16 protein-coding genes and 1 pseudogene are annotated in these 19,004 nt (G+C 66.8%); 11 read left to right on the top strand and 6 right to left on the bottom strand.

Annotated elements, in window-relative coordinates:
- The first annotated feature begins 367 nt into the window (after nucleotides 1-367).
- The gene (locus O1Q03_RS06275; protein ID WP_332112517.1) at nucleotides 368-1,771 is read left to right on the top strand and encodes an amino acid permease; all 1,404 of its coding nucleotides are present in this window, start codon (nucleotides 368-370) and stop codon (nucleotides 1,769-1,771) included.
- A 167-nt stretch (nucleotides 1,772-1,938) separates the two neighbouring features.
- Here O1Q03_RS06275 and O1Q03_RS06270 read toward each other — a convergent pair whose 3' ends face one another.
- On the bottom strand, nucleotides 1,939-3,027 hold the full coding sequence (locus tag O1Q03_RS06270) for a porin (protein ID WP_269502234.1): 1,089 nt from the start codon (nucleotides 3,025-3,027) through the stop codon (nucleotides 1,939-1,941).
- Nucleotides 3,028-3,263: 236 nt separating this feature from the next.
- On the opposite strand from O1Q03_RS06270, the gene O1Q03_RS06265 reads away from it, so the two are divergent.
- Together O1Q03_RS06265 and O1Q03_RS06260 are read left to right on the top strand one after the other, a co-directional pair.
- Nucleotides 3,264-4,610 carry an MFS transporter gene (locus tag O1Q03_RS06265; protein WP_269502233.1) on the top strand — a complete coding sequence of 449 codons (1,347 nt, stop codon included), beginning with the start codon at nucleotides 3,264-3,266 and terminating at the stop codon, nucleotides 4,608-4,610.
- Nucleotides 4,611-4,625: 15 nt separating this feature from the next.
- A complete protein-coding gene (locus tag O1Q03_RS06260; protein ID WP_269502232.1) occupies nucleotides 4,626-5,465 on the top strand; it encodes an IclR family transcriptional regulator in 840 nt (279 codons plus the stop codon).
- Between the two features lie 48 nt (nucleotides 5,466-5,513).
- On the opposite strand, the gene O1Q03_RS06255 is transcribed toward O1Q03_RS06260, so the two are convergent.
- Nucleotides 5,514-6,206 carry a pentapeptide repeat-containing protein gene (locus O1Q03_RS06255; RefSeq protein ID WP_269502231.1) on the bottom strand — a complete coding sequence of 231 codons (693 nt, stop codon included), beginning with the start codon at nucleotides 6,204-6,206 and terminating at the stop codon, nucleotides 5,514-5,516.
- A gap of 55 nt (nucleotides 6,207-6,261) precedes the next feature.
- Nucleotides 6,262-6,903, bottom strand: coding sequence for a TetR/AcrR family transcriptional regulator (locus tag O1Q03_RS06250; RefSeq protein WP_269502230.1), 642 nt, complete (start codon nucleotides 6,901-6,903; stop codon nucleotides 6,262-6,264).
- Between the two features lie 232 nt (nucleotides 6,904-7,135).
- Between O1Q03_RS06250 and O1Q03_RS06245 the strand changes: the two genes are divergently transcribed.
- Together O1Q03_RS06245 and O1Q03_RS06240 are read left to right on the top strand one after the other, a co-directional pair.
- The gene (locus tag O1Q03_RS06245; RefSeq protein ID WP_269502229.1) at nucleotides 7,136-8,260 is read left to right on the top strand and encodes a Rieske 2Fe-2S domain-containing protein; all 1,125 of its coding nucleotides are present in this window, start codon (nucleotides 7,136-7,138) and stop codon (nucleotides 8,258-8,260) included.
- Between the two features lie 13 nt (nucleotides 8,261-8,273).
- Entirely contained in the window at nucleotides 8,274-10,007 is a 1,734-nt protein-coding gene (locus O1Q03_RS06240; protein ID WP_269502228.1) for an FAD-dependent oxidoreductase, read from the top strand.
- Here O1Q03_RS06240 and O1Q03_RS06235 read toward each other — a convergent pair.
- Nucleotides 9,997-10,773, bottom strand: coding sequence for a LysR family transcriptional regulator (locus tag O1Q03_RS06235; RefSeq protein ID WP_269502227.1), 777 nt, complete (start codon nucleotides 10,771-10,773; stop codon nucleotides 9,997-9,999). The two genes, O1Q03_RS06240 and O1Q03_RS06235, sit on opposite strands and share 11 nt — an antisense overlap.
- On the opposite strand from O1Q03_RS06235, the pseudogene O1Q03_RS06230 reads away from it, so the two are divergent.
- From O1Q03_RS06230 to O1Q03_RS06215, 4 genes and pseudogenes are all read left to right on the top strand, one after another.
- Nucleotides 10,693-11,001 (top strand): annotated as a pseudogene (locus O1Q03_RS06230) (MFS transporter); the annotation flags it as partial. The gene O1Q03_RS06235 and the pseudogene O1Q03_RS06230 overlap by 81 nt on opposite strands.
- 76 nt (nucleotides 11,002-11,077) lie before the next feature.
- Nucleotides 11,078-11,587: an MFS transporter gene (locus tag O1Q03_RS06225; RefSeq protein ID WP_269502226.1), complete on the top strand. Its 510-nt coding sequence runs from the start codon at nucleotides 11,078-11,080 to the stop codon at nucleotides 11,585-11,587.
- 189 nt (nucleotides 11,588-11,776) lie between these two features.
- Nucleotides 11,777-12,682: an acetoacetate decarboxylase gene (locus O1Q03_RS06220; RefSeq protein ID WP_269502225.1), complete on the top strand. Its 906-nt coding sequence runs from the start codon at nucleotides 11,777-11,779 to the stop codon at nucleotides 12,680-12,682.
- 61 nt (nucleotides 12,683-12,743) lie between these two features.
- Entirely contained in the window at nucleotides 12,744-13,994 is a 1,251-nt protein-coding gene (locus O1Q03_RS06215; RefSeq protein WP_269502224.1) for a saccharopine dehydrogenase family protein, read from the top strand.
- Between the two features lie 233 nt (nucleotides 13,995-14,227).
- Here the strand turns inward: O1Q03_RS06215 and O1Q03_RS06210 are convergent, their stop codons facing one another.
- Nucleotides 14,228-14,875: a TetR/AcrR family transcriptional regulator gene (locus O1Q03_RS06210; RefSeq protein WP_269502223.1), complete on the bottom strand. Its 648-nt coding sequence runs from the start codon at nucleotides 14,873-14,875 to the stop codon at nucleotides 14,228-14,230.
- Nucleotides 14,876-15,000: 125 nt separating this feature from the next.
- On the opposite strand from O1Q03_RS06210, the gene O1Q03_RS06205 reads away from it, so the two are divergent.
- Both O1Q03_RS06205 and O1Q03_RS06200 read left to right on the top strand, forming a co-directional pair.
- Complete coding sequence (locus O1Q03_RS06205; protein ID WP_269502222.1) at nucleotides 15,001-16,410, top strand: coniferyl aldehyde dehydrogenase; 1,410 nt, start codon at nucleotides 15,001-15,003, stop codon at nucleotides 16,408-16,410.
- Nucleotides 16,411-16,636: 226 nt separating this feature from the next.
- Nucleotides 16,637-17,716, top strand: a complete 1,080-nt coding sequence (locus O1Q03_RS06200) for a tartrate dehydrogenase (protein ID WP_269502221.1) — start codon at nucleotides 16,637-16,639, stop codon at nucleotides 17,714-17,716.
- A 107-nt stretch (nucleotides 17,717-17,823) separates the two neighbouring features.
- On the opposite strand, the gene O1Q03_RS06195 is transcribed toward O1Q03_RS06200, so the two are convergent.
- Nucleotides 17,824-18,900 carry a PAS domain-containing protein gene (locus O1Q03_RS06195; protein WP_269502220.1) on the bottom strand — a complete coding sequence of 359 codons (1,077 nt, stop codon included), beginning with the start codon at nucleotides 18,898-18,900 and terminating at the stop codon, nucleotides 17,824-17,826.
- Nucleotides 18,901-19,004: the final 104 nt, after the last annotated feature.

Genomic DNA, 19,004 nt, shown 5'->3' with positions numbered 1-19,004 from the left:
GGATACAGAAGAAAATAACGAACTTGGAGACGAACAATGATCGACCCGCCCGTACGGACACGCCCATGCGTGCGTGAAATATCGCGTTTCATCGCGCCACCAAACACTCAAAGCCTTCGAAGTGCGCGCGATCGCCCGTCGAAGCCGGCTGGCCGGCAGGTCGCGCCGGCATTCTGATTCGCGGGCCTTCATATCAGCGAATTCCTGTGGTCCAGACTGTAAAGGACTGCTTGGAAATTTTCATGTGACCGGATTCCGTGCCGTCTCGACGGCCGTGCGGCAGCCCGGCTGCTTCGCGCATGTGTCGATGCGCGCAGGAATCGTCCCGTCACTTTCGACGCAGTTTCCGATTGATAGGTGGAGTGTTATGTCTGATGTTGGCAAGCAAGGCGAGGGCGGTCTTCATCGCGGCCTCGGTAATCGGCACATTCAGTTGATGTCGATTGGCGGCGCGATCGGAACGGGCCTCTTCATGGGTTCCGGGAAGACCATCAGCGTGTCCGGGACGTCGATCATCCTGACGTACATGACGATCGGCTTCTTCCTGTTCTTCACGATGAGAGCGATGGGAGAGATCCTGCTCGCCAATCTCCGCTTCAAATCCTTTTCGGACTTCTGTAGCCATTACATCGGGCCGTGGGCCGGCTACTTCATCGGCTGGTCGTACTGGATGACGTGGGTCGTCGTGGCCATCGCGGACTGCACGGTGATCGGCGGCTATCTTCGATTCTGGCTGCCCGATTTGCCGCTGTGGATTCCGGCGTTGGCCGTGCTGACGATCTTGCTCGTCCTGAATCTGGTCGCGGTGCGCGTATTCGGCGAGCTGGAGTTCTGGTTCGCGCTGGTCAAGGTCATCGCCATTACCGCGCTGATCGTCGCGGGCGCCTTCATGATCTGCACCGGCTATGTCGCGCCGACCGGCGTGCAGGCATCGGCGCTTCATCTGGTCGAGCGCGGTTCGGTCTTTCCGTTCGGCGTGTCGGGCTTCTTTGCCGGCTTCCAGATCGCGATCTTTTCCTTTGGCGGAATCGAGTTGATCGGAACGACGGCAGCCGAAACGCGGAACCCGACCCGGACGTTGCCGCGCGCGATCAATGCGGTTCCGCTGCGGGTCCTGTTCTTCTACGTACTGGCGCTGTCCTGCATCATCTCCGTGTCGTCATGGTCGGAGATTGCCGCGGATAAAAGCCCGTTCGTGCAGTTGTTCGTCCTCGCGGGGTTCCCGGCCGCTGCCGGCGTCATTAACCTCGTCGTGATTTCATCGGCGATGTCGGCTGCCAACAGCGGCGTGTTCGCGACGAGCCGGATGCTCTACGGGCTTGCCGCCAACGGGCAGGGGGCCGGCTATTTCATGCGGCTCTCGCGCGCGTCGGTGCCCGTTCGCGGCCTGCTGTTCTCGTGTTTCTGCATGCTCGCCGGACTGTCCGTGCTGTATTTCATGCCCGAGGTGATGGGCGCCTTCACCGTGCTCACGACGGTTTCAGCGATCCTCTATATCTTCGTGTGGGTCATGATCCTCGTCGCGTACTTGCGCTATCGGCGTCGCGATCCGCAGTTGCATGACGCGTCGGCGTTCAAGATGCCGGGCGGCCGGTTCATGGCGTGGGCCTGCATAGCGTTTTTCGCGTTCATCGTCTGCTTGCTTGCGTTGGAGCGCGATACTGCCGAAGCACTGAGCGTGATGCCCGCATGGTTCATCGGGCTGGCCATCATGTATCGCTGGCGAGTCGCACAGGCGAGCCGAAAGCAGCCGGAGAAGGCGCTGAACTAGCGTCGGCTTGCCATGACGCGCGAACGGGCGACGACGCCTGCCGGCGGAGCGGCCGTTCGCGCACGCGCCGGTCCGCGCGTATCGCATCGTCGTTCGGCGGATGCGATCGTGACGGAGCGACGATCGTCGGAGGGTCGTCCGTGGCACCCGGCCGCAATCCGCGACGCTCAGAACGAATGCGTGATCCCCACATGCGCGAGCAGCTGCGCGCGCCCCGACGACGGCCCGTTCGGATAGGTCGCCGCCGTCGCGCCGTTCCCCGACGCGAGCTGCCATGTCAGCGTCGCCTGCAGCTGCGTGCGTTTCGACAGCGCGTACAGGTTGCCGGCCTCGAGCGTATTCCAGTGCATGCCGCCCATGCGCGAATACGTGTAGTCGAGCGTGACGGCTTCCGCCGCGGTGAACTGGTAAAGCGTGCCGGCGTCGACGTTCTGCATGTGCGTGGCCGTGCTCGCGCCCTTGATGTCGGTCCGCGTATACAGCACGTTGACTTGCCACGGTTGCGTGATCCGATACGTGAACCCGATGCCCAGGTTGTTCACCTCGTTCGACTGGAAGCTCGTCTGCGCGGACAGCGTCTGGCCGAGGAACCGCGTCCAGCCGAAGTAGTTGTACAGGTCGAGCACGCGGCGCTTGGTCGTCATGTACGTGACGCCGACCGACAGCGGGCCGCGATCGTAGGTCGCATACGCGCCCGCGCTGTGGCCCGTCGCGTCCGATCCGGTGAAGCCGTACAGTGCGCCGACGCGCATCCCGTACCAGTCAGGGCTCCGAAATTTCGCCGCATTCTCGATCTGGTAGCCGTTGGTCAGGCTGTCCAGGTTGCCCGCATGGAACGAATACAGGCTGCGATTCCAGAACGCATTCGAATAGCGGATCGCGACGTCGTCCATCAGGTCGGACTGGCGCCCGAACGTCAGCGTGCCGAACGGGCCGTCGAGGCCGACGTACGCCTGCCGGTCGAACAGCGTGCCGGTCTTGATCAGCGTGCCCGTGTTGATGTTGAAGCCGCTTTCCAGCGCGAACACCGCGCGATAGCCGCCGCCGAGATCCTCGTTGCCGCGCAGGCCCCAGCGCGTCGGCGAGCCGATCCCCGAAGCCGTGCCCCATGACGTCCCGCCGCGCTTGTTGCTGATGTAGGTGATCCCGGAGTCGATCTGGCCCCACAGGGTGACCGCGCTGCTTTGCGCGTGCGCGAGCGAAACGAGCGAGACGCCGCATCCGGCGATCAGTAACGTGCGAGGCAGGATTTTCATATGTCAGGACCGGGAAGAAGGCGGACGGATCGACCGAATGGTTCGCAGAATGACCACCAGTGGTCGTTTCGTTATCAGGTGGGAAAAATCATAGAACCGGTTTTTGACGCGGATCAAGCGGAAAATAATTAGGCGTTCCTTGACCGTCGCTTTTGTCCGCGCGATCATCGCGGCTCAGATGGTCAAAATGTCCATATGTGGGCACATGGGCCAGAACAACGCGAGAGACAACCCCGATGCCAGCCACTTCTTCCCGGAAACCCACCCGCGTCCGCTTCCTGATGCTGTTTCTCGTGTTCGTCGGCACGGTCATCAACTACGTCGATCGCGCGAACCTGTCGGTCGCGGCGCCGCTGCTCACGCACGAGTTCGGGCTCGACCCGGTCGCGATCGGCGTGCTGTTTTCCGCGTACGCGTGGACCTACGTGCTGGCCAACCTGCCGGGCGGCTGGGTCGTCGACCGCTTCGGCTCGCGCGTCATGTATGCGCTCGCGCTGCTGACGTGGTCGAGCTTCACGCTGCTGCAGGGCTTCGCGGGCCGCTTCGCGACGCTGTTCGGGTTGCGTCTGGGCGTCGGCATCGCGGAAGCGCCGACCTTTCCGATCAACAATCGCGTCGTGTCGATCTGGTTCGCGCAGCGCGAACGCGGCATCGCGACCAGCGTGTATCTCGTCGGCCAGTACGTCGGCATGGCCGCGCTGACGCCGGTGCTGTTCTGGATCGCGGGCACCTACGGCTGGCGCGAGATCTTCTTCGCGACGGGCTTCGTCGGCATCGTGTGGGCGGGTGTCTGGTATCTGCTGTATCGCGACCCGGAACAGTGCGCGTGGGCGAACGACGCGGAACTCGAGCACATCTACACCGGCGGTGCGGTGATCGAGACCGGCAAGCCCGCGCGCGGCGAACCGTTCCCGTGGCGCAAGCTCGCGATCGTGTTCGGCAACCGGCAGATCATCGCGATCTGCGCGGGCAAGTTCGCGTCGCTGTCGTCGCTGTATTTCTTCCTGACGTGGTTCCCGAGCTACCTGATCAGCGAGCGCCACATGACCGTGCTGAAGGCGGGCGGCGCCGCGTCGATCCCGTTCATCGCCGCGTCGATCGGCGTGCTCGCGGGCGGTACGCTGTCGGACTGGCTGCTGCGACGCGGCGCGAGCGTCGGCACCGCGCGCAAGACGCCGATCATTACCGGCCTGCTGCTCGTGCCGACGATGTCGCTGGCGGTGCTCACCGACACCAACTGGGTCGTGATCGCGATCATGTCGTTCGCGTTCTTCGCGCAGGGCGTCGCGTCGGCATCGTGGTCGCTGATCGGCGACATCGCGCCGCGCAGCATGCTCGGGATCACGGGCGGCGCGGTCAACTTCGTCGGCAACCTGTCTGGTATCGTTACGCCCATCGCCATCGGCTTCATCGTTCGCGAGACGGGCTCGTTCGGATGGGCGCTCGGGCTGATCAGCGTGTTCGCGGTGATCGGCGCGCTGTGCTACACGTTCCTGCTCGGCGAGGTCAAGCGCATCGAGCTCGACCCGCCGGCCGCGGGCGGCAGCGCGCCCGAACCGCTGAAGTCGACGGTGCAGGACTGACGACGCAAGGCCACGATGAATCCAGATACGCCCGACACCACCGGCACGCTTTCCGACGACGACACCTATCTCGTTCCCGCGCTCGAGCGCGGCCTGCGGATCCTCGAACTGTTCAACGCGTGCGAGCCGGTGCTCACGCCGAACCTGATCGCGCAACGGCTCGGCCTGCCGCGCACCACGGCGCTGCGGCTCGTGCAGACGCTGCAGACGCTCGGCTATCTCGAACGCACGAACCGCGATCGCGACGTGCGGCTCGGCCCGCGCGTGATGAAGCTCGGCTTCGACTACCTGAGCTCGCTCGCGCTGACCGACATCGCCACGCCCGTGATCGAGCGTCTGCGCGACACGACCGGCTTCGCGAGCCATCTGGTGGTGCGCGACGGCCGCGACGTCGTGTTCGTCGCGAAGGCGTGGACGCACGACTCGGTGATGAGCGCGATCAAGGTCAACATCGGCACGCGCATTCCCGCGCATGCGTCGGTGCACGGCCACGTGCTGCTCGGCGATCTCGATCAGGCGGAACTCGACGCGCTGTTTCCGGAGCCGATGCTGCCGACCTACACGCCGCACACGCCGCGCACCGCGGCGGAGGTGTATGCGCGTGCGCAGAAGTACGCGGCGGATGGCTACGCGCTCAGCGAATCGTCGTTCGAGCCCGGCATCTCGGTGATCAGTGCACCGGTGCGCGACAGCAGCGGACTGATCGTCGCCGCCGTCACGCTGACGGTCGCGCGGCCGTTCCTCGAGAAGTCGATGATCGACCAGGGCCTCGTCGGCCAGGTCCGGCAGGCGGCCGACGATCTGTCGGAGCGGCTCAACTACCACGCGGCCGAGCGCGACACCGCCCGCGACTGAGATTGCGGCCGAAGCTACGCGCGGCGCGCAGTCGGCGCGTTGCACGCGTTACATGACCCGAATCCCGAAATTCTCGATCAGCATCGCGGCCTGATCGTGCGACACGATCGCGCCGCGCAGCACGCCCGACGCGAGCAGCTTCGGCGTGCCCTCCAGCTCGACGTCGCGCAGGTCGGCGCCGTCGAACCGCACGTCGTTCAGATGCGCGTTGCGCAGGCTGCCGCCTTCGAACACGGCGTCGCGAAAGTCCGCGCCGGCGAGATCGGCGTCGGAGAAATCGAGGGCGACGAGGCGCGTTTTCCGGAATGAAAAGCGCCGCAAGTTCGCGCCGACGAGCAGCGAATTCGAGAACGCGATGCCGAGCGTCTTGCATTCGTCGAAATCGGCGCCGGTCAGCCGGCATTCGTCGAAGCGCACCGAGCCGAGCTTGCTGCGTCGCCAGCTCGTGTTGTTGAGATCGCACGACTGGAACTGCGCGTCCTCGAGATCGACGGACGCGAAGCTCGCCTGGCGCGCGCGGCAGCGTATCCAGGTGGTTTGCGCGAGCGTGGCGCCGATGAACGACGTTTCCGCGAGCGCGCAGCGCTCGAATCGCACGCCGCGCAAGTCGAGCCGCGACAGGTCCGCGCCTTCGAGGTCGCAGTCTTCCAGATGAAGCGGTGCAGGCGCGCTTTCGACGAGAAGCAGCAAGTCGGCGCGATCGAGCGTTCGGCCGGAGACGGAAACTCCGCAGGTCGTCATGGGGTGATCCAGGGTGAGTTGAGAGGGGTCGCGCGGCAGCGCGCGTGCTTGCGGTTCAGCGCGCTGCCTTCATCCGCGCGGCGACCGGCTTGCCGGCCGCCTCGCGCGGGAACGTCAGCAGGATGCGCATCTGCGCGCGCATCGCCGGCTCGTCGGCCGGCACGAGGCAGTATGCGAGCCCGATGCGGCTGATCAGCGCGATGATGTCGTCGAGCGCAGGCACCGCCTGTGTGCCGTGCGCGGCGACGGATTCGCGATACGGTTTTTCCAGCACGCGTTGCCACATCGGCGCGATGTTCTCGACGATATAGCCGAACACGTCGGTGGACAGGCTCGTGGCCAGGTAGTTGTGGTGAAAGCCGCCGTGATGACGATCGCGGTAGCGCACCGCGAAGCACACGCTCTCTTCGCAATAGGCCGCGAAATCGTGCTCGAAGCCGATGAGCGCGCGCTGCATCTCGTCGAAGAACTCGGCGTTCTGCACGCCGATCACGCCCTGGATCAGCGCCTTCTTCGTACCGAAATACCGGTACAGCGTGCGCCGCGAAATGTTCGCGCGGCGTGCGACGTCGTCGATCGACAGGCGGTCGATCCCGTGCTCGATCATCGCGTCGAGCGTCGCGCGCAGGATTGCGCTTCGCCCGTCATCGACGCTGTCCATTCTGCTGGCGTCGCCCCAGCGCAGTTGCCGATCCATACCCTTCCTCGATGCCGTGTGTCGCGCGGCCCGTCCCGATGTGCCGACCGAATGCGTCAGCACCGGATTCTCGCACACGTTGTCACAAAATTGGAATTTGTGCCATTATGAGCGTCACAAATCGATGTGTTTGTGACATAGCGATCGGGCGGATCGACCTGCCCGACGTGTTCCCGGCAAGGTCCGCCACACGGATGCAGGGCTGCGCCGCTCGACTGGAAGGAGACGATCCATGACCGAAACACTCGCGCCGGCCAGCCGGCATCCCGTTCACCGGATTCATGCCGCACCGATCGACGCGCGCTATGCGCGCGGCTGGCATTGCCTGGGCCTCGCCGACGACTACCGCGACGGCCGCGCGCACGGCCTGTCGATATTCGGCACGCGCGTGGTGGTGTTCCAGGGCGACGACGGGCAGTTGCGGATCCTCGACGGCTATTGCCCGCACATGGGCGCCGACCTCGGGCGCGGGCGCGTCGAAGGCAATGCGCTGGTGTGTCCGTTTCACGGCTGGTCGTGGGCCGGCGACGGCACCTGCGCGGCGATTCCGTACTCGCAGCGGATCCCGCCGAAGGCGCGCATCAAGTCATGGCCGGTGATGGAGCAGAACCGGCTGCTGTTCGTATGGAACGATCCGGAAGGCAACACGCCCGATCCGGCAGTGGAGATTCCGCGCATCGACGCCTGCTTCTCCGATGGATGGAGCGCCTGGGCGATCGTCAAATGGGTGATCGGCACGAATTGCCGCGAACTGATCGACAATCAGTCCGACATGGCGCACTTCGGCCCCGTGCACGGCGCACCGATCGATTACTTCTGCAATACGTTCGACGGCCCGGTCGCGTACCAGAAGCTGCGCGGCGGCAGCACGCGGCTCGCCGGCAGCGGCGGTTTGACGGCGGACTCCGCGTACTTCGGCCCCGCGTACCACGTGACGCTGATGACGGGCGAAGCGCAGGGGCAGCCACTCCGGTCGATCCTGCTCAACAGCCACGTGCCGATCGATACGAACAGCTTCGAGCTGCGCTTCGGCGTGATGGTCGAGAAGAATCCGGCGCTCACGGACGAACAGAATCGCGCGATGGTCGACGGCTACGTGCAGGCCGCGCAGGCGGCATTCCGCGAGGACGTCGCGATCTGGGATCACAAGACGCGCGTCGACAATCCGCTGCTGTGCGAAGGCGACGGCCCGATCTACCGGCTGCGCCAGTGGTATCAGCAGTTCTATACCGACGTGGCCGCGCTGCCCGCGCAGCACGCGCGCGTCGAGGTGCACGAATACCGCGGCGAGCACGGCGCGTGGCGCCAGCTCGCCGACGTGCCGGCCGATGCCGCGAGCCGGCTCGCGACGATCTGACGGGGAGGCCATCATGCACGACGATCGATACGATCCGCTCGGCGACGCCACGTACGACGTGGTGGTGGTCGGCTCCGGCGCAGGCGCGATGACGGCGGCGCTGCGCGCGCACGACCACGGGCTGTCGGTCCTGGTGGTCGAGAAAAGCAGCGTCTACGGCGGCACGACGGCGGTGTCCGGCGGCGGCATCTGGATTCCCTGCAACGACCAGATCGCCGCACTCGGCGGAAACGATTCGTATGACGAAGCGATTGCGTATTTGCGCGACGTGGTGGGCGAGGACTTCGACGCGCAGCGGATCGATGCGTATCTCGAGAACGGCCCGAAGATGGTCGCGTATCTCGCGCAGCGCGCCCACACCCGCTTCAATGCGGTGCCGCGTTATCCCGACTACTACCCGGATCGCAAGGGCGGCAAGCCCGGCTACCGGACGATGGAGCCGGCGGCGTTCGATGCCGCGCGGCTCGGCGCGCATTTCGACACGTTGCGCGCGCCGTCGCCGGCCACGCTGATCGGCGGGCGCATCGCGATGACGCAGATCGAAGCGCATACGATACTCGCGAAGGAGCGCGGCTGGCTGCGGCTCGCCGCGCGCCTGATGCTGCGCTATGCGACCGATTTCAGGTGGCGCCGCCGCACGCCGCGCGATCGGCGCCTGACGCTCGGCAACGCGCTCGTCGGGAGCCTGCGCGCGGCGCTAGCGCAGCGCGGGATTGCGTTGTGGCTCGATACGCCGATGCGCTCGCTGCATACCGACGGCACGCGCGTGGACGGCGTGATCGTCGAGCACGACGGCCGGCCGTTCGGCATCCGCGCGACGCACGGCGTCGTGCTCGCGTGTGGCGGTTTCGAAGCGAACCAGGCGATGCGCGAACAGTACCTGCCGAAGCCGACGCGCGCCGAATGGAGCGCGGCGCCGCCGATCAACACCGGCGACGGCATCCGCGCGGGGCTCGCGCTCGGCGCCGACGTCGCGCTGATGGACTTCGTGTGGGGTGTGCCGACCGTACGCGTGCCGGGCGAGGAGAAGCAGCGCGGGCTCTTCGTCGAGCGTTCGGCGCCGCGCTGCGTGATGGTCAACCGGCTCGGGCGGCGTTTCATCAACGAATCGGCGCCGTATCCGGACGTGATCCACGCGATGTATGCCGATCATGCGAAAACCGGTGCCAACGTGCCGGCGTGGCTGATCTTCGATGCCGAATATCGAAAGCGCTATCCGTGCGGCGTATTGCTGCCGGGCAGCGTGCAGCCCGACAGCAAGATGCCGGCCGGCTGGCTGGACTCGGTCATCTATCGCGCGGGCACGCTGGCCGAGCTGGCCGCGAAGATCGGCGTCGATGCGCAGGGGCTCGCGCAGACGGTCGAGCAGATGAACGGCTTTGCGAAGACAGGCATCGACACCGAATTCGGCAAGGGCGGCAACCTGTTCGATCGCTACTACGGCGATGCGTCGTCGAAGCCGAATCCGTGCCTCGGGCCGATCGAGCGTGCACCGTTCTATGCGTTGCGGATCGATCCCGGCGAGATCGGCACGAAGGGCGGATTGCGCACCGATGCGCATGCGCGCGTGCTGCGGCCCGACGGCTCGGTGATCGACGGGCTCTACGCGCTCGGCAATACGTCGGCGGCCGTGATGGGCAAGACCTATCCGGGCCCCGGCTCGACGATCGGGCCGGCGATGACGTTCGGCTATGTCGCGGCCGATCACATGGCGGCCGTGCGGCAGGCGGACGCGGTTACGCACTAGCCGGGGCGGCGGACGCGACCCGCGTCGCTGCGATCGATTCCGCCGATGGGCGATATCGACCGGTCCGTCTCCATGGTTCTCCCGATGACGGATCGGCCGGCTCGTCGTTCAGCTTGCCGCCGTGCAGGCCTGTTTGTGCGTGGCTGGCGAGGGCCAGCCGGATGCCCGGGTGCAATCGCGCGAATTCATGCAGATGATTCGCGAAGAAGTTGCTGGCGAGAACCGGCGGGACGCTGATCGTGACCGTGCCCTGCATCGGCGATTGCGCGGCGAATGCGAGCCGCTCGATGGCGAATGCGCTTTCCTCCATGTTCGCGGCGAGTTCGAGAATCTGCCTGCCGGCCGCGGTCGGCACGCAGGCGCGCGGCAATCGGTCGACGACGCGCATCTTCAGCTCGGCTTCGAGCGCGCTCAGGCGACGGCTGACGGTCGCGTGGTCGACCTTCAACTGCCTGGCGGCGGCCGACAGACTGCCGGACTGCGCGACAGCCACGAAGAAACGAAGGTTTTCCCAATCGAACATCGGTGCGTTTTCTCCGGTTTGCTGTGCGGTTTTGCGGAATATTCGCACAGACGACGATCCTCTACGCTGCGACCTTGCCAATTCGAAGGGGCGCCGATGTCCACGCTGCCGAAATCCCGTTCCGCTCTGATTCAGATTGCCGCCTGCCTCGGCTTCGTCGTCGTGCTGATCGACGTCAGTGTCGTCAACGTCGCGCTGGATGCGCTGCGTGCCGCATTTCGTGCCGGCATCACGGACCTGCAATGGGTCGTCAATGCGTATGCGCTCGTGTTCGCGTCGTCATTGCTGATGGCGGGCGCGCTTGGCGACCGGTTCGGCGCGAAGCGCGCGTTCATCGCGGGCCATGTGCATTTCACGCTGGCGTCGATCGGTTGCGGCGTCGCGCAGTCGCTGGGCGCGCTGATCGCGTGGCGGCTGGCCCAGGGCGCCGGTGCGGCGCTGCTGGTGCCGAACTCGCTGGCCGTGCTGCGTCTGTCTTTCGACGATGCGGCGGCGCGCAGCCGCGCGATCGGCTGGTGGGGAGCCGGTGGGCCTCGCGTTCCTGCCGATGATGGGCATCCTGATGCTGATGAACATCGTCGCCGGACGGCTGGCGGGAAAAACCGGTGCGCGCGTGCTGGCGACGGCCGGCCTGTCGATCGCCGCAGCCGGCTATCTGGCGATGTGGCCGGCACTTGCCGCGCCATCGCACGGGTGGCTCGCGTTGCCGATGCTGCTCGCAGGCAGCGGCATCGCGCTGACGATCCCGACCATCACCGCTGCGCTGCTGGCCGCGGTCAGCAGCGCGCAGTCGGGTACGGCATCGGGGCTGCTGAATGCGGCCCGTCAGGTCGGCGGCGTGCTCGGCGTCGCCGTGTTCGGCTTTTCTCGTTCGCGACACGGAACCGGCATCATTCGTGCGCGGCCTCGGGCACGCGCTGATTGTCTCGCCCGCGTTGCTGGCGATCAGTGCCTTAACGGCTTGGCGAAACATGGGCGAGGCAGCGGAGCAAGGCGCGCGATCCGAGCGCCGTTAGTCATTCGATGTCGTTCGCTTGCCCGCTGCCTTCCCGCATGACTTCCGATCCGCGGCAACGCGCGCCGGTCGAGCGCCAAATGACGCGCGCCGTGCATTCCGACCGGTTCCTCTAGTCGGGCCCCTTGACCTTGAAGTGAAGTTGAATCTTAGAGTGCCTGCTGACGGTAATGAATCAGCAGGCCGCGCACGTTGCCTGCCACGATCAATCTGCGACGCGAGGCAACGCACATGGACAGGCGCTTTACACAGGTCGAATTCGGGCCGCACAAGGTCGACGTGCCCGAAGGCGGGTACTACGACCGGTTCCGGATGAACCCGGATCTCGACGAAGTCGCGCGGGATCCCGCCGCGGGGAATATCGATTTTTTCCGTCGGATTCCGAAGCGTCAGGTCGCGTCGCGCGTCGGGCCGACGTGGGCGCCGAACTTCTACTATCGTTCCAGCAGCGCGCAGCTGCTGTTTCTCGCGCCGCTCGAACGGCTGCGCACGATGCTGCCGGTGCCGCTCGGGCCGCTGCGGGCGGTTCCCGGATACGGGCTGGTCGCGCTGACGTTCTTTTCCTATTCGGTCTGCGACAACGATCCGTACGACGAGGTTTCCGTCGCAGTGGTGATTCGCCGGCCCGGCGCGCGCGGCTCGCACGCGCTGGAGCTGCTCGACGCAATGCGGCGCAGGAGCTTCTTCGCGCATGTGCTGGCGCTGCCCGTCACCACGGAAATCGCGCGGGTGCGCGGCGTGCACGGCTATCAGCTGCCGAAATGGCTCGCCGATATCGACTTGAACATCGGCGCACGCGTCAGCGCGCGGATTGCCGGGCCGGACGGTAGGCCGGACCTGACGCTGAACGCGCCGGCGCCTGCGCTGACCCGCGTCGCACCGCAATCGCGGATGGGCACGAACACGATGATCAATCTCGTCGACGGCGTGTGGCACCAGAGTTCGGTGCAGACCAATACGCTGTCGTACGCGCAGCGCATGTTGCCGCGCGACGTCGAGCTGGTGCGGCACGGCGGCCCGCTGAGCCAGCTGCTCGACGGGCTGGGCATATCCACCATCATGCGGTTCGACGTGCTCGACGATGCGCAGCTGGTGCTGAATCTGCCGACGCCGCTGCAGGCGTTGAACCAGCGTTGAACGAACCCGTTCGATGAACCCGGCCGCCGTCCGCAGCCACCCCTTTCCCGAGGAAGCATCGATGACCCAGCCGCCCCGTGATCTCGATCTCGTCGTATTCGGTGCCACCAGCTTCGTCGGGCAGATCCTGACCCGCTACCTGTCGGATTACCTGCCGGGCAGCGGTGAAACGCTGCGCTGGGCGATTGCCGGCCGCTCCGCAACGAAGCTGCGCGCACTCCGCGACTCGCTGGGCGACGCGGGGCAGGCGCTGCCGATCATCGTCGCCGACGCGGCGGACGAAGCGCAATTGCGGGCGTTATGTGCGCAAACGCGCGTCGTCGTGTCGACCGTCGGCCCGTATGCGCTGTATGGCGAGCCGCTGGTCCGCACCTGCGCGCAAACCGGCACGGACTACTGCGACCTCACCGGCGAGACGCAGTGGATCAAGCGGATGATCGAACGATACGAGCCGGCGGCGCGGCAGTCGGGTGCGCGCATCGTGCATTGCTGCGGCTTCGACTCAGTGCCGTCGGATCTCGGCGTGCTGTTCCTGCAGCAGCACGCGCGGCGCCAGTGGGGCGTGCCGGCCACCCAGGTGAAGATGCGCGTCAGGACGCTGAAGGGCGGCGCGTCGGGCGGAACGGTCGCGAGCGTGATCAACGTCGTGCGCGAAGCGGCGGCCGATCCCGCGTTGCGCCGCGAATTGCTCGATCCGTACGCGCTGTGCCCGAAGGATCGTCGCTTCACGGTGCGGCAGCACGCGGTCAGGTCGGCGGAATTCGATCGCGACGCCGGCACGTGGATCGCACCGTTCGTGATGGCGGCGATCAACGAGCGCGTGGTGCACCGCTCCAATGCGCTCGCGGACTACGCGTACGGCAGCCGCTTCACATATGACGAAGCGGTCATCGCCGGCACGGGCCTGAAGGGCCGCGTCGCCGCGCTGACGCTGGTGGCCGGCCTCGGCGCGTTCATGGCGGGCGTTCTGATCAAGCCGGTGCGCGGCGTGATGGAGCGCTTCCTGCTGCCGAAGCCGGGCGAGGGGCCGAGCGTCGCCGCGCAGCAGGCCGGCCGCTACGACCTGCGCTTCTTCGGCCGCACCGACGACGGGCGGACGCTGCGCGTGAAAGTCACCGGCGATCGCGATCCGGGCTACGGCTCGACCGGCAAGATGCTGGGGCAGGCCGCCGTCGGCCTCGCGCTGGATTGGGCTCGCGACGGCGAGAAGACCGGGCGCCCCGGCGGATTCTGGACGCCCGCGACGATGTTCGACGCGCGTTTCGTCGAGCGGCTCGTGCGCCATGCGGGGTTGCGTTTCGAGTTGCTTTGAGCGTGTTGCGAGCGCGCCCGTCGCGACAGGAAATGGAAAATGCAGGATGACGAATCGACGTGACGAGACAGGCTGCTGCCACCGCGGGTCAGCGGCCGGTGTCGTGCCGGCCGGCGGCGCGTCGGGCGTCAGGTGCCGCCCGCGCATCGCGCCGGCCTGCCGCGTTACAGGAGCGCGACGCCCTGCTCGGCCGTCGCCTTCGCCGATTGCGGACCTTTGAGCAAAGTGGAAGGTCAAGACCTTTTCGCGCGGCTCGGCCGCCGCGGTTCGTCGGCGAGCACGAGCCCGTCGAGCAAGGTCGTCAGCGCATCCTCGATCGCATGATCGCCGACTTTCTCGCGCACCAGCCGACCGTCGATCGCGAGCATCGTCAGGCCGTGAAGATGCGCCCAGCACGCGGTCGCCTGGCCGAGCGCCGAACGCGGACGGATCGTGCCGGCTTGCTGGCCGCGTTCCAGCAACTCGACGACGAGCAGGAAGGGCGCTTGCGTGCGCGGATCGCGGTGAATGTCCGACGGGTCGCCGGCGTCGGCCGCGAACATCAGACGATAGAGATCGGGATTGCGCTGGCCGAACGCGAGATGCGCATACGCGAGTGCGCGCAGCACGGTCGGTGTGTCCGATGTGGAATCGATGGCCGCCGCGAGTTCGTCGCGCAGGCGGTCGAACCCGATCAGCGCGAGTTCGTGCAGCAGTGCGGCCTTGTCCGGGAAATGGCGGTACGGCGCGGAATGGCTGACGTTCGCGCGCCGCGCGATTTCGCGCAGCGTGAACTGCCAGCCCTGTTGCTCCTGCAGCGTGTCGAGCGCCGTGTCGATGATCGCGCGACGCAGATCCCCGTGGTGGTAGGTCTTGTGCCCGGTATCGGCATCAGCTGGCATTGCGGGGTTTTCCAATGTTGACATGGAACACATTGTGGTCCTATGATCCGTGGCACGCAAGTTGACAGTGTCTACATTGACGCAAACCGATGAGGTTCGACATGGGCGTTCCCGCAGAATCCAGCTTGAGTATCGACCCGGCGGCGTTGCTGGCCCGCCAGCGCAGCGCGTTCATCGCGGACGGCCCGCCGGGCCTCGCGCAGCGCAAGGCGCGGCTCGCGCGGCTGCGCGCCGTGGTGCTCGCGCATCGGCGCGAGGCGGAAGAGGCGGTCAGCGCCGATTTCGGGCACCGCTCGCGCCACGAGACGGCGATCATGGAACTCGTCGGCGTGATCCAGGCGATCGACTACCTGACGCGCAACCTGCGCCGCTTCATGAAGCCGCAGCGCCGGCATGTCGGCCTGTTCTATCGCGCCGGGCAGGCGCGCGTCGAATACCAGCCGGTCGGGGTGGTCGGCGTGATGGCGCCGTGGAACTATCCGTTCGCGCTCACGTTCATTCCGCTCGCCACCGCGCTCGCCGCCGGCAACCGCGCGATGCTCAAGCCGTCGGAACTGACGCCGCGCACGAGCGACGTGATGCGGCGCATGCTCGAGGCCACCTTCGCGAGCGAGGAAGTCGGGATCGTGCTCGGCGGCCCGGAAGTCGGCGCCGCGTTCAGCGGCTTGCCGTTCGATCATCTGCTGTTCACCGGCAGCACGCAGGTGGGGCGCAAGGTGATGAAGGCGGCCAGCGACAACCTGGTGCCGGTCACGCTCGAACTGGGCGGCAAGAGCCCGGTGATCGTCGCGCGCGGGCACGTCGACGACCGCTCGATGTCGAGCATCGTGTTCGGCAAGCTGTCGAACGGCGGGCAGACCTGTGTCGCGCCTGACTACGCGCTCGTGCACGAAGACGACCTCGACGCATTCGTCGCACGCTACGACGCGATGGTCGCGCGCTTCTATCCGGACGGCCCGACGAGTGCCGACTACACGTCGATCGTCAGCGACCGGCACTACGACCGGCTGAAAGGGCTCGTCGACGATGCGCGCCGGCAGGGCGCGCGCGTGATCGAGGCGGGCGTCACGCCGCAGCATGCGGGCAGCCGCACGCGCACGCTGGCGCCGATGCTGGTCGTCGGCGCCAGCGACGACTCGGCGCTGATGCAGGAAGAGATCTTCGGGCCGATCCTGCCGGTGCGCACGTACCGGACGATCGGCGACGCGATCGACTACGTGAACGCGCGTCCGCGCCCGCTCGCACTCTATTACTTCGGCCCGACGGATGGCGACTGCGCGACCGTGCTCCAACGCACCACGTCAGGCAACGTCGGGATCAACAACACGCTGCTGCACGTCGCGCAGGAAGATCTGCCGTTCGGCGGCGTCGGCCCGAGCGGAATGGGCGCGTATCACGGCATCGAAGGGTTCCGCGCGATGAGCCATGCGAAGGGCGTGTTCGTGCAGGGGCGCTGGAATCTGCCGAGCCTGCTGCGTGCGCCGTTCGGCAAGCTCGCGGACGTCGCGCTGGCGACGCTGCTCGGATCGCGGTGACAGGCGGCGCACGCGGATCGCCCGGCTTACGCAGATCACGCAGATCGTGACGCGACGCGGATCGTGACGCGCCGCGATTGTCCACGATTCGTGCAGAACGCATCCATGCTCGAGCGGATTATCCGCGGCCGGCTTTCCGGCATCCTGTCGTCAATGCGTCGCGTGCGGGCCCGGCGGCCCCGCGCGGCGATCGACCTAACGGATGCAACGACACGGAGAACGGACCATGAGCAAGACATTCAGGATCGCGGCGATCGCGGGCGACGGCATCGGCCAGGAAGTGATGCCCGAAGGCGTGCGCGTGCTGCAGGCCGCGTGCGCGAAGTTCGGCCTGAACCTCGAATTCACGCACTTCGAATGGGCCAGCTGCGACTACTACCTGCAGCACGGCAAGATGATGCCGGACGACTGGTTCGACACGCTGCGCGGCTACGACGCGATCTACTTCGGCGCGGTCGGCTGGCCCGACAAGGTGCCCGATCACATCTCGCTGTGGGGCTCGCTGCTGAAGTTCCGCCGTGAGTTCGACCAGTACGTGAACCTGCGGCCGGTGCGGTTGCTGCCCGGCGTGCCGTGCCCGCTCGCGAACCGCAAGCCCGGCGACATCGACTTCTACGTGGTGCGCGAAAACACCGAAGGAGAATACACGTCGGTCGGCGGCAAGATGTTCGAAGGCACCGAGCGCGAGTTCGTGCTGCAGGAATCGGTGTTCACGCGCCACGGCGTCGACCGCATCCTCAAGTACGCATTCGAGCTCGCGAACACGCGACCGCGCAAGAAGCTGACGGCGGCAACCAAGTCGAACGGCATCGCGGTCAGCATGCCGTACTGGGACGAGCGCGTCGCGGCGGTCGCGGCCGGCTATCCGGACATCGCGTGGGACAAGCAGCACATCGACATCCTGTCCGCGCGCTTCGTGCTGCAGCCCGACCGCTTCGACGTGGTCGTCGCGTCGAACCTGTTCGGCGACATCCTGTCCGACCTCGGCCCCGCATGCACCGGCACGATCGGCCTGGCCGCGTCGGCGAACCTGAACCCGGAGCGCACGTTCCCATCGCTGTTCGAGCCCGTGCACGGTTCGGCGCCCGACATCTTCGGCAAGCGCATCGCGAACCCGATCGCGATGATCTGGTCCGGCGCGATGATGCTGGATTTCCTCGGCGACGGCGATGCACGCTTCAAGGACGCGCACGACGCGATCATGCGCGCGATCGAGACGGTGCTGGTGAACGGGCCGCGCACGCCGGACATGGGCGGCACGGCCGATACGACGGCGGTCGGCCATGCGGTGGCCGCCGCGCTTTGATGTCGATGCGTTGACGCTGCGTCACCCGCGGCGCCGCGCGCATGGATGCGCAAGCGGCGCAACCGGGCGGCGGCGTCACCTCACCGTCAGCGCCAACGCCAACGTCGTCAGTGCGGCGTGACGGTCGCGGCCGGCTGCGTGGCGAATGCCATCGCGTCGGCCGGCTCCGCCGCGCGGCACACGGCGGTCACCCGCACGCCGTCACCGTCACCTTCGTCGTCGGCGCGCGCGTGCCCCTGTTCGAGCAGCAGCCGCACCATGCCGTCCGGCAGCAGCGCACGGTACAGCGCACGATACTCGCCGCGCCGCACGATCGCATCCTGTACCGCGGCGTCGCGCGCCGCGCGGTCGTCCGGATGCACGCGGGCCTGCAGGTCCGCATGGCGGCGCGGCGCATCGGCCGTCGCGACGCCGAACAGCCGGCACCATTCGTCGGACACGCTCACTTCATCGGCTTCAGGCCGCCACTGCCACGCGCCGCGCCCCGCGAGGCGCTCCGCGTCGGCGAGCAGCGCGATTCGCGCACGCAATTGCTGTTCGACCGCCTTGCGCGCGCTGATGTCGATCGTCGTGCCGATCATCCGCGTCGGCCGGCCCGCATCGTCGACGAGCGTCGCGGTGCGCGACTCGATCCAGCGCACCGTGCCGTTGGGCAGCACGATCCGGAATTCCCATACGTACGGCTCGCGCGCATCGATCGCCTCGCGCAGCGTGCGGCTGTTCAGCCAGCTGCGCTCGTCGGGATGCAGGATTTCCCAGAACTCTTCGTTGCTATGGATCTCGCGGCCGTACAGGTTCGCGCAGTTATCGGAATAGATCAGCTCGTCGGACACGAGATTCCATTCCCACGTGACGATGCCGGCCACTTCCTGCGCATGCTTCATGCGCGCTTCGTTCGACACGATCTCGGCCGTGTAGCGGCGGCGCAGGTCGGTCATTGGCAGTTCGGTCGGCGCGCCGAGGCCGAGATCCTTGACCGCGTCGTCGCCGTAGCGCAGCCAGACCCAGTTGACGTCGAGGAACGCGGCCAGCTTGCGCAGGTTCGAATAATCGATCTCGCCGCCGCGCGTCCACTTGTGCACGGCCGGCCGCGAGATGCCGACGACGTCGGCGACCTGTTGCAGGCTCAGCTTCTTGTGCTCGAGCAGCACCTTGAGACGGAACGCGAACGTATCCTCGGACATCCATTCCTCTTTCTGACGACGGCGCGCGGCCGGACGACAACGGCGGCATCGCCCGCGGCGCGCGTGGTGCGGGCCGCGGGCGATGCCGCCGCGTCAGGACAGAG

The sequence above is a fragment of the Burkholderia sp. IMCC1007 genome, assembly GCF_027257875.1.
GTDB lineage: Bacteria > Pseudomonadota > Gammaproteobacteria > Burkholderiales > Burkholderiaceae > Burkholderia.
This window is presented reverse-complemented; position numbering and strand designations above follow the sequence as displayed.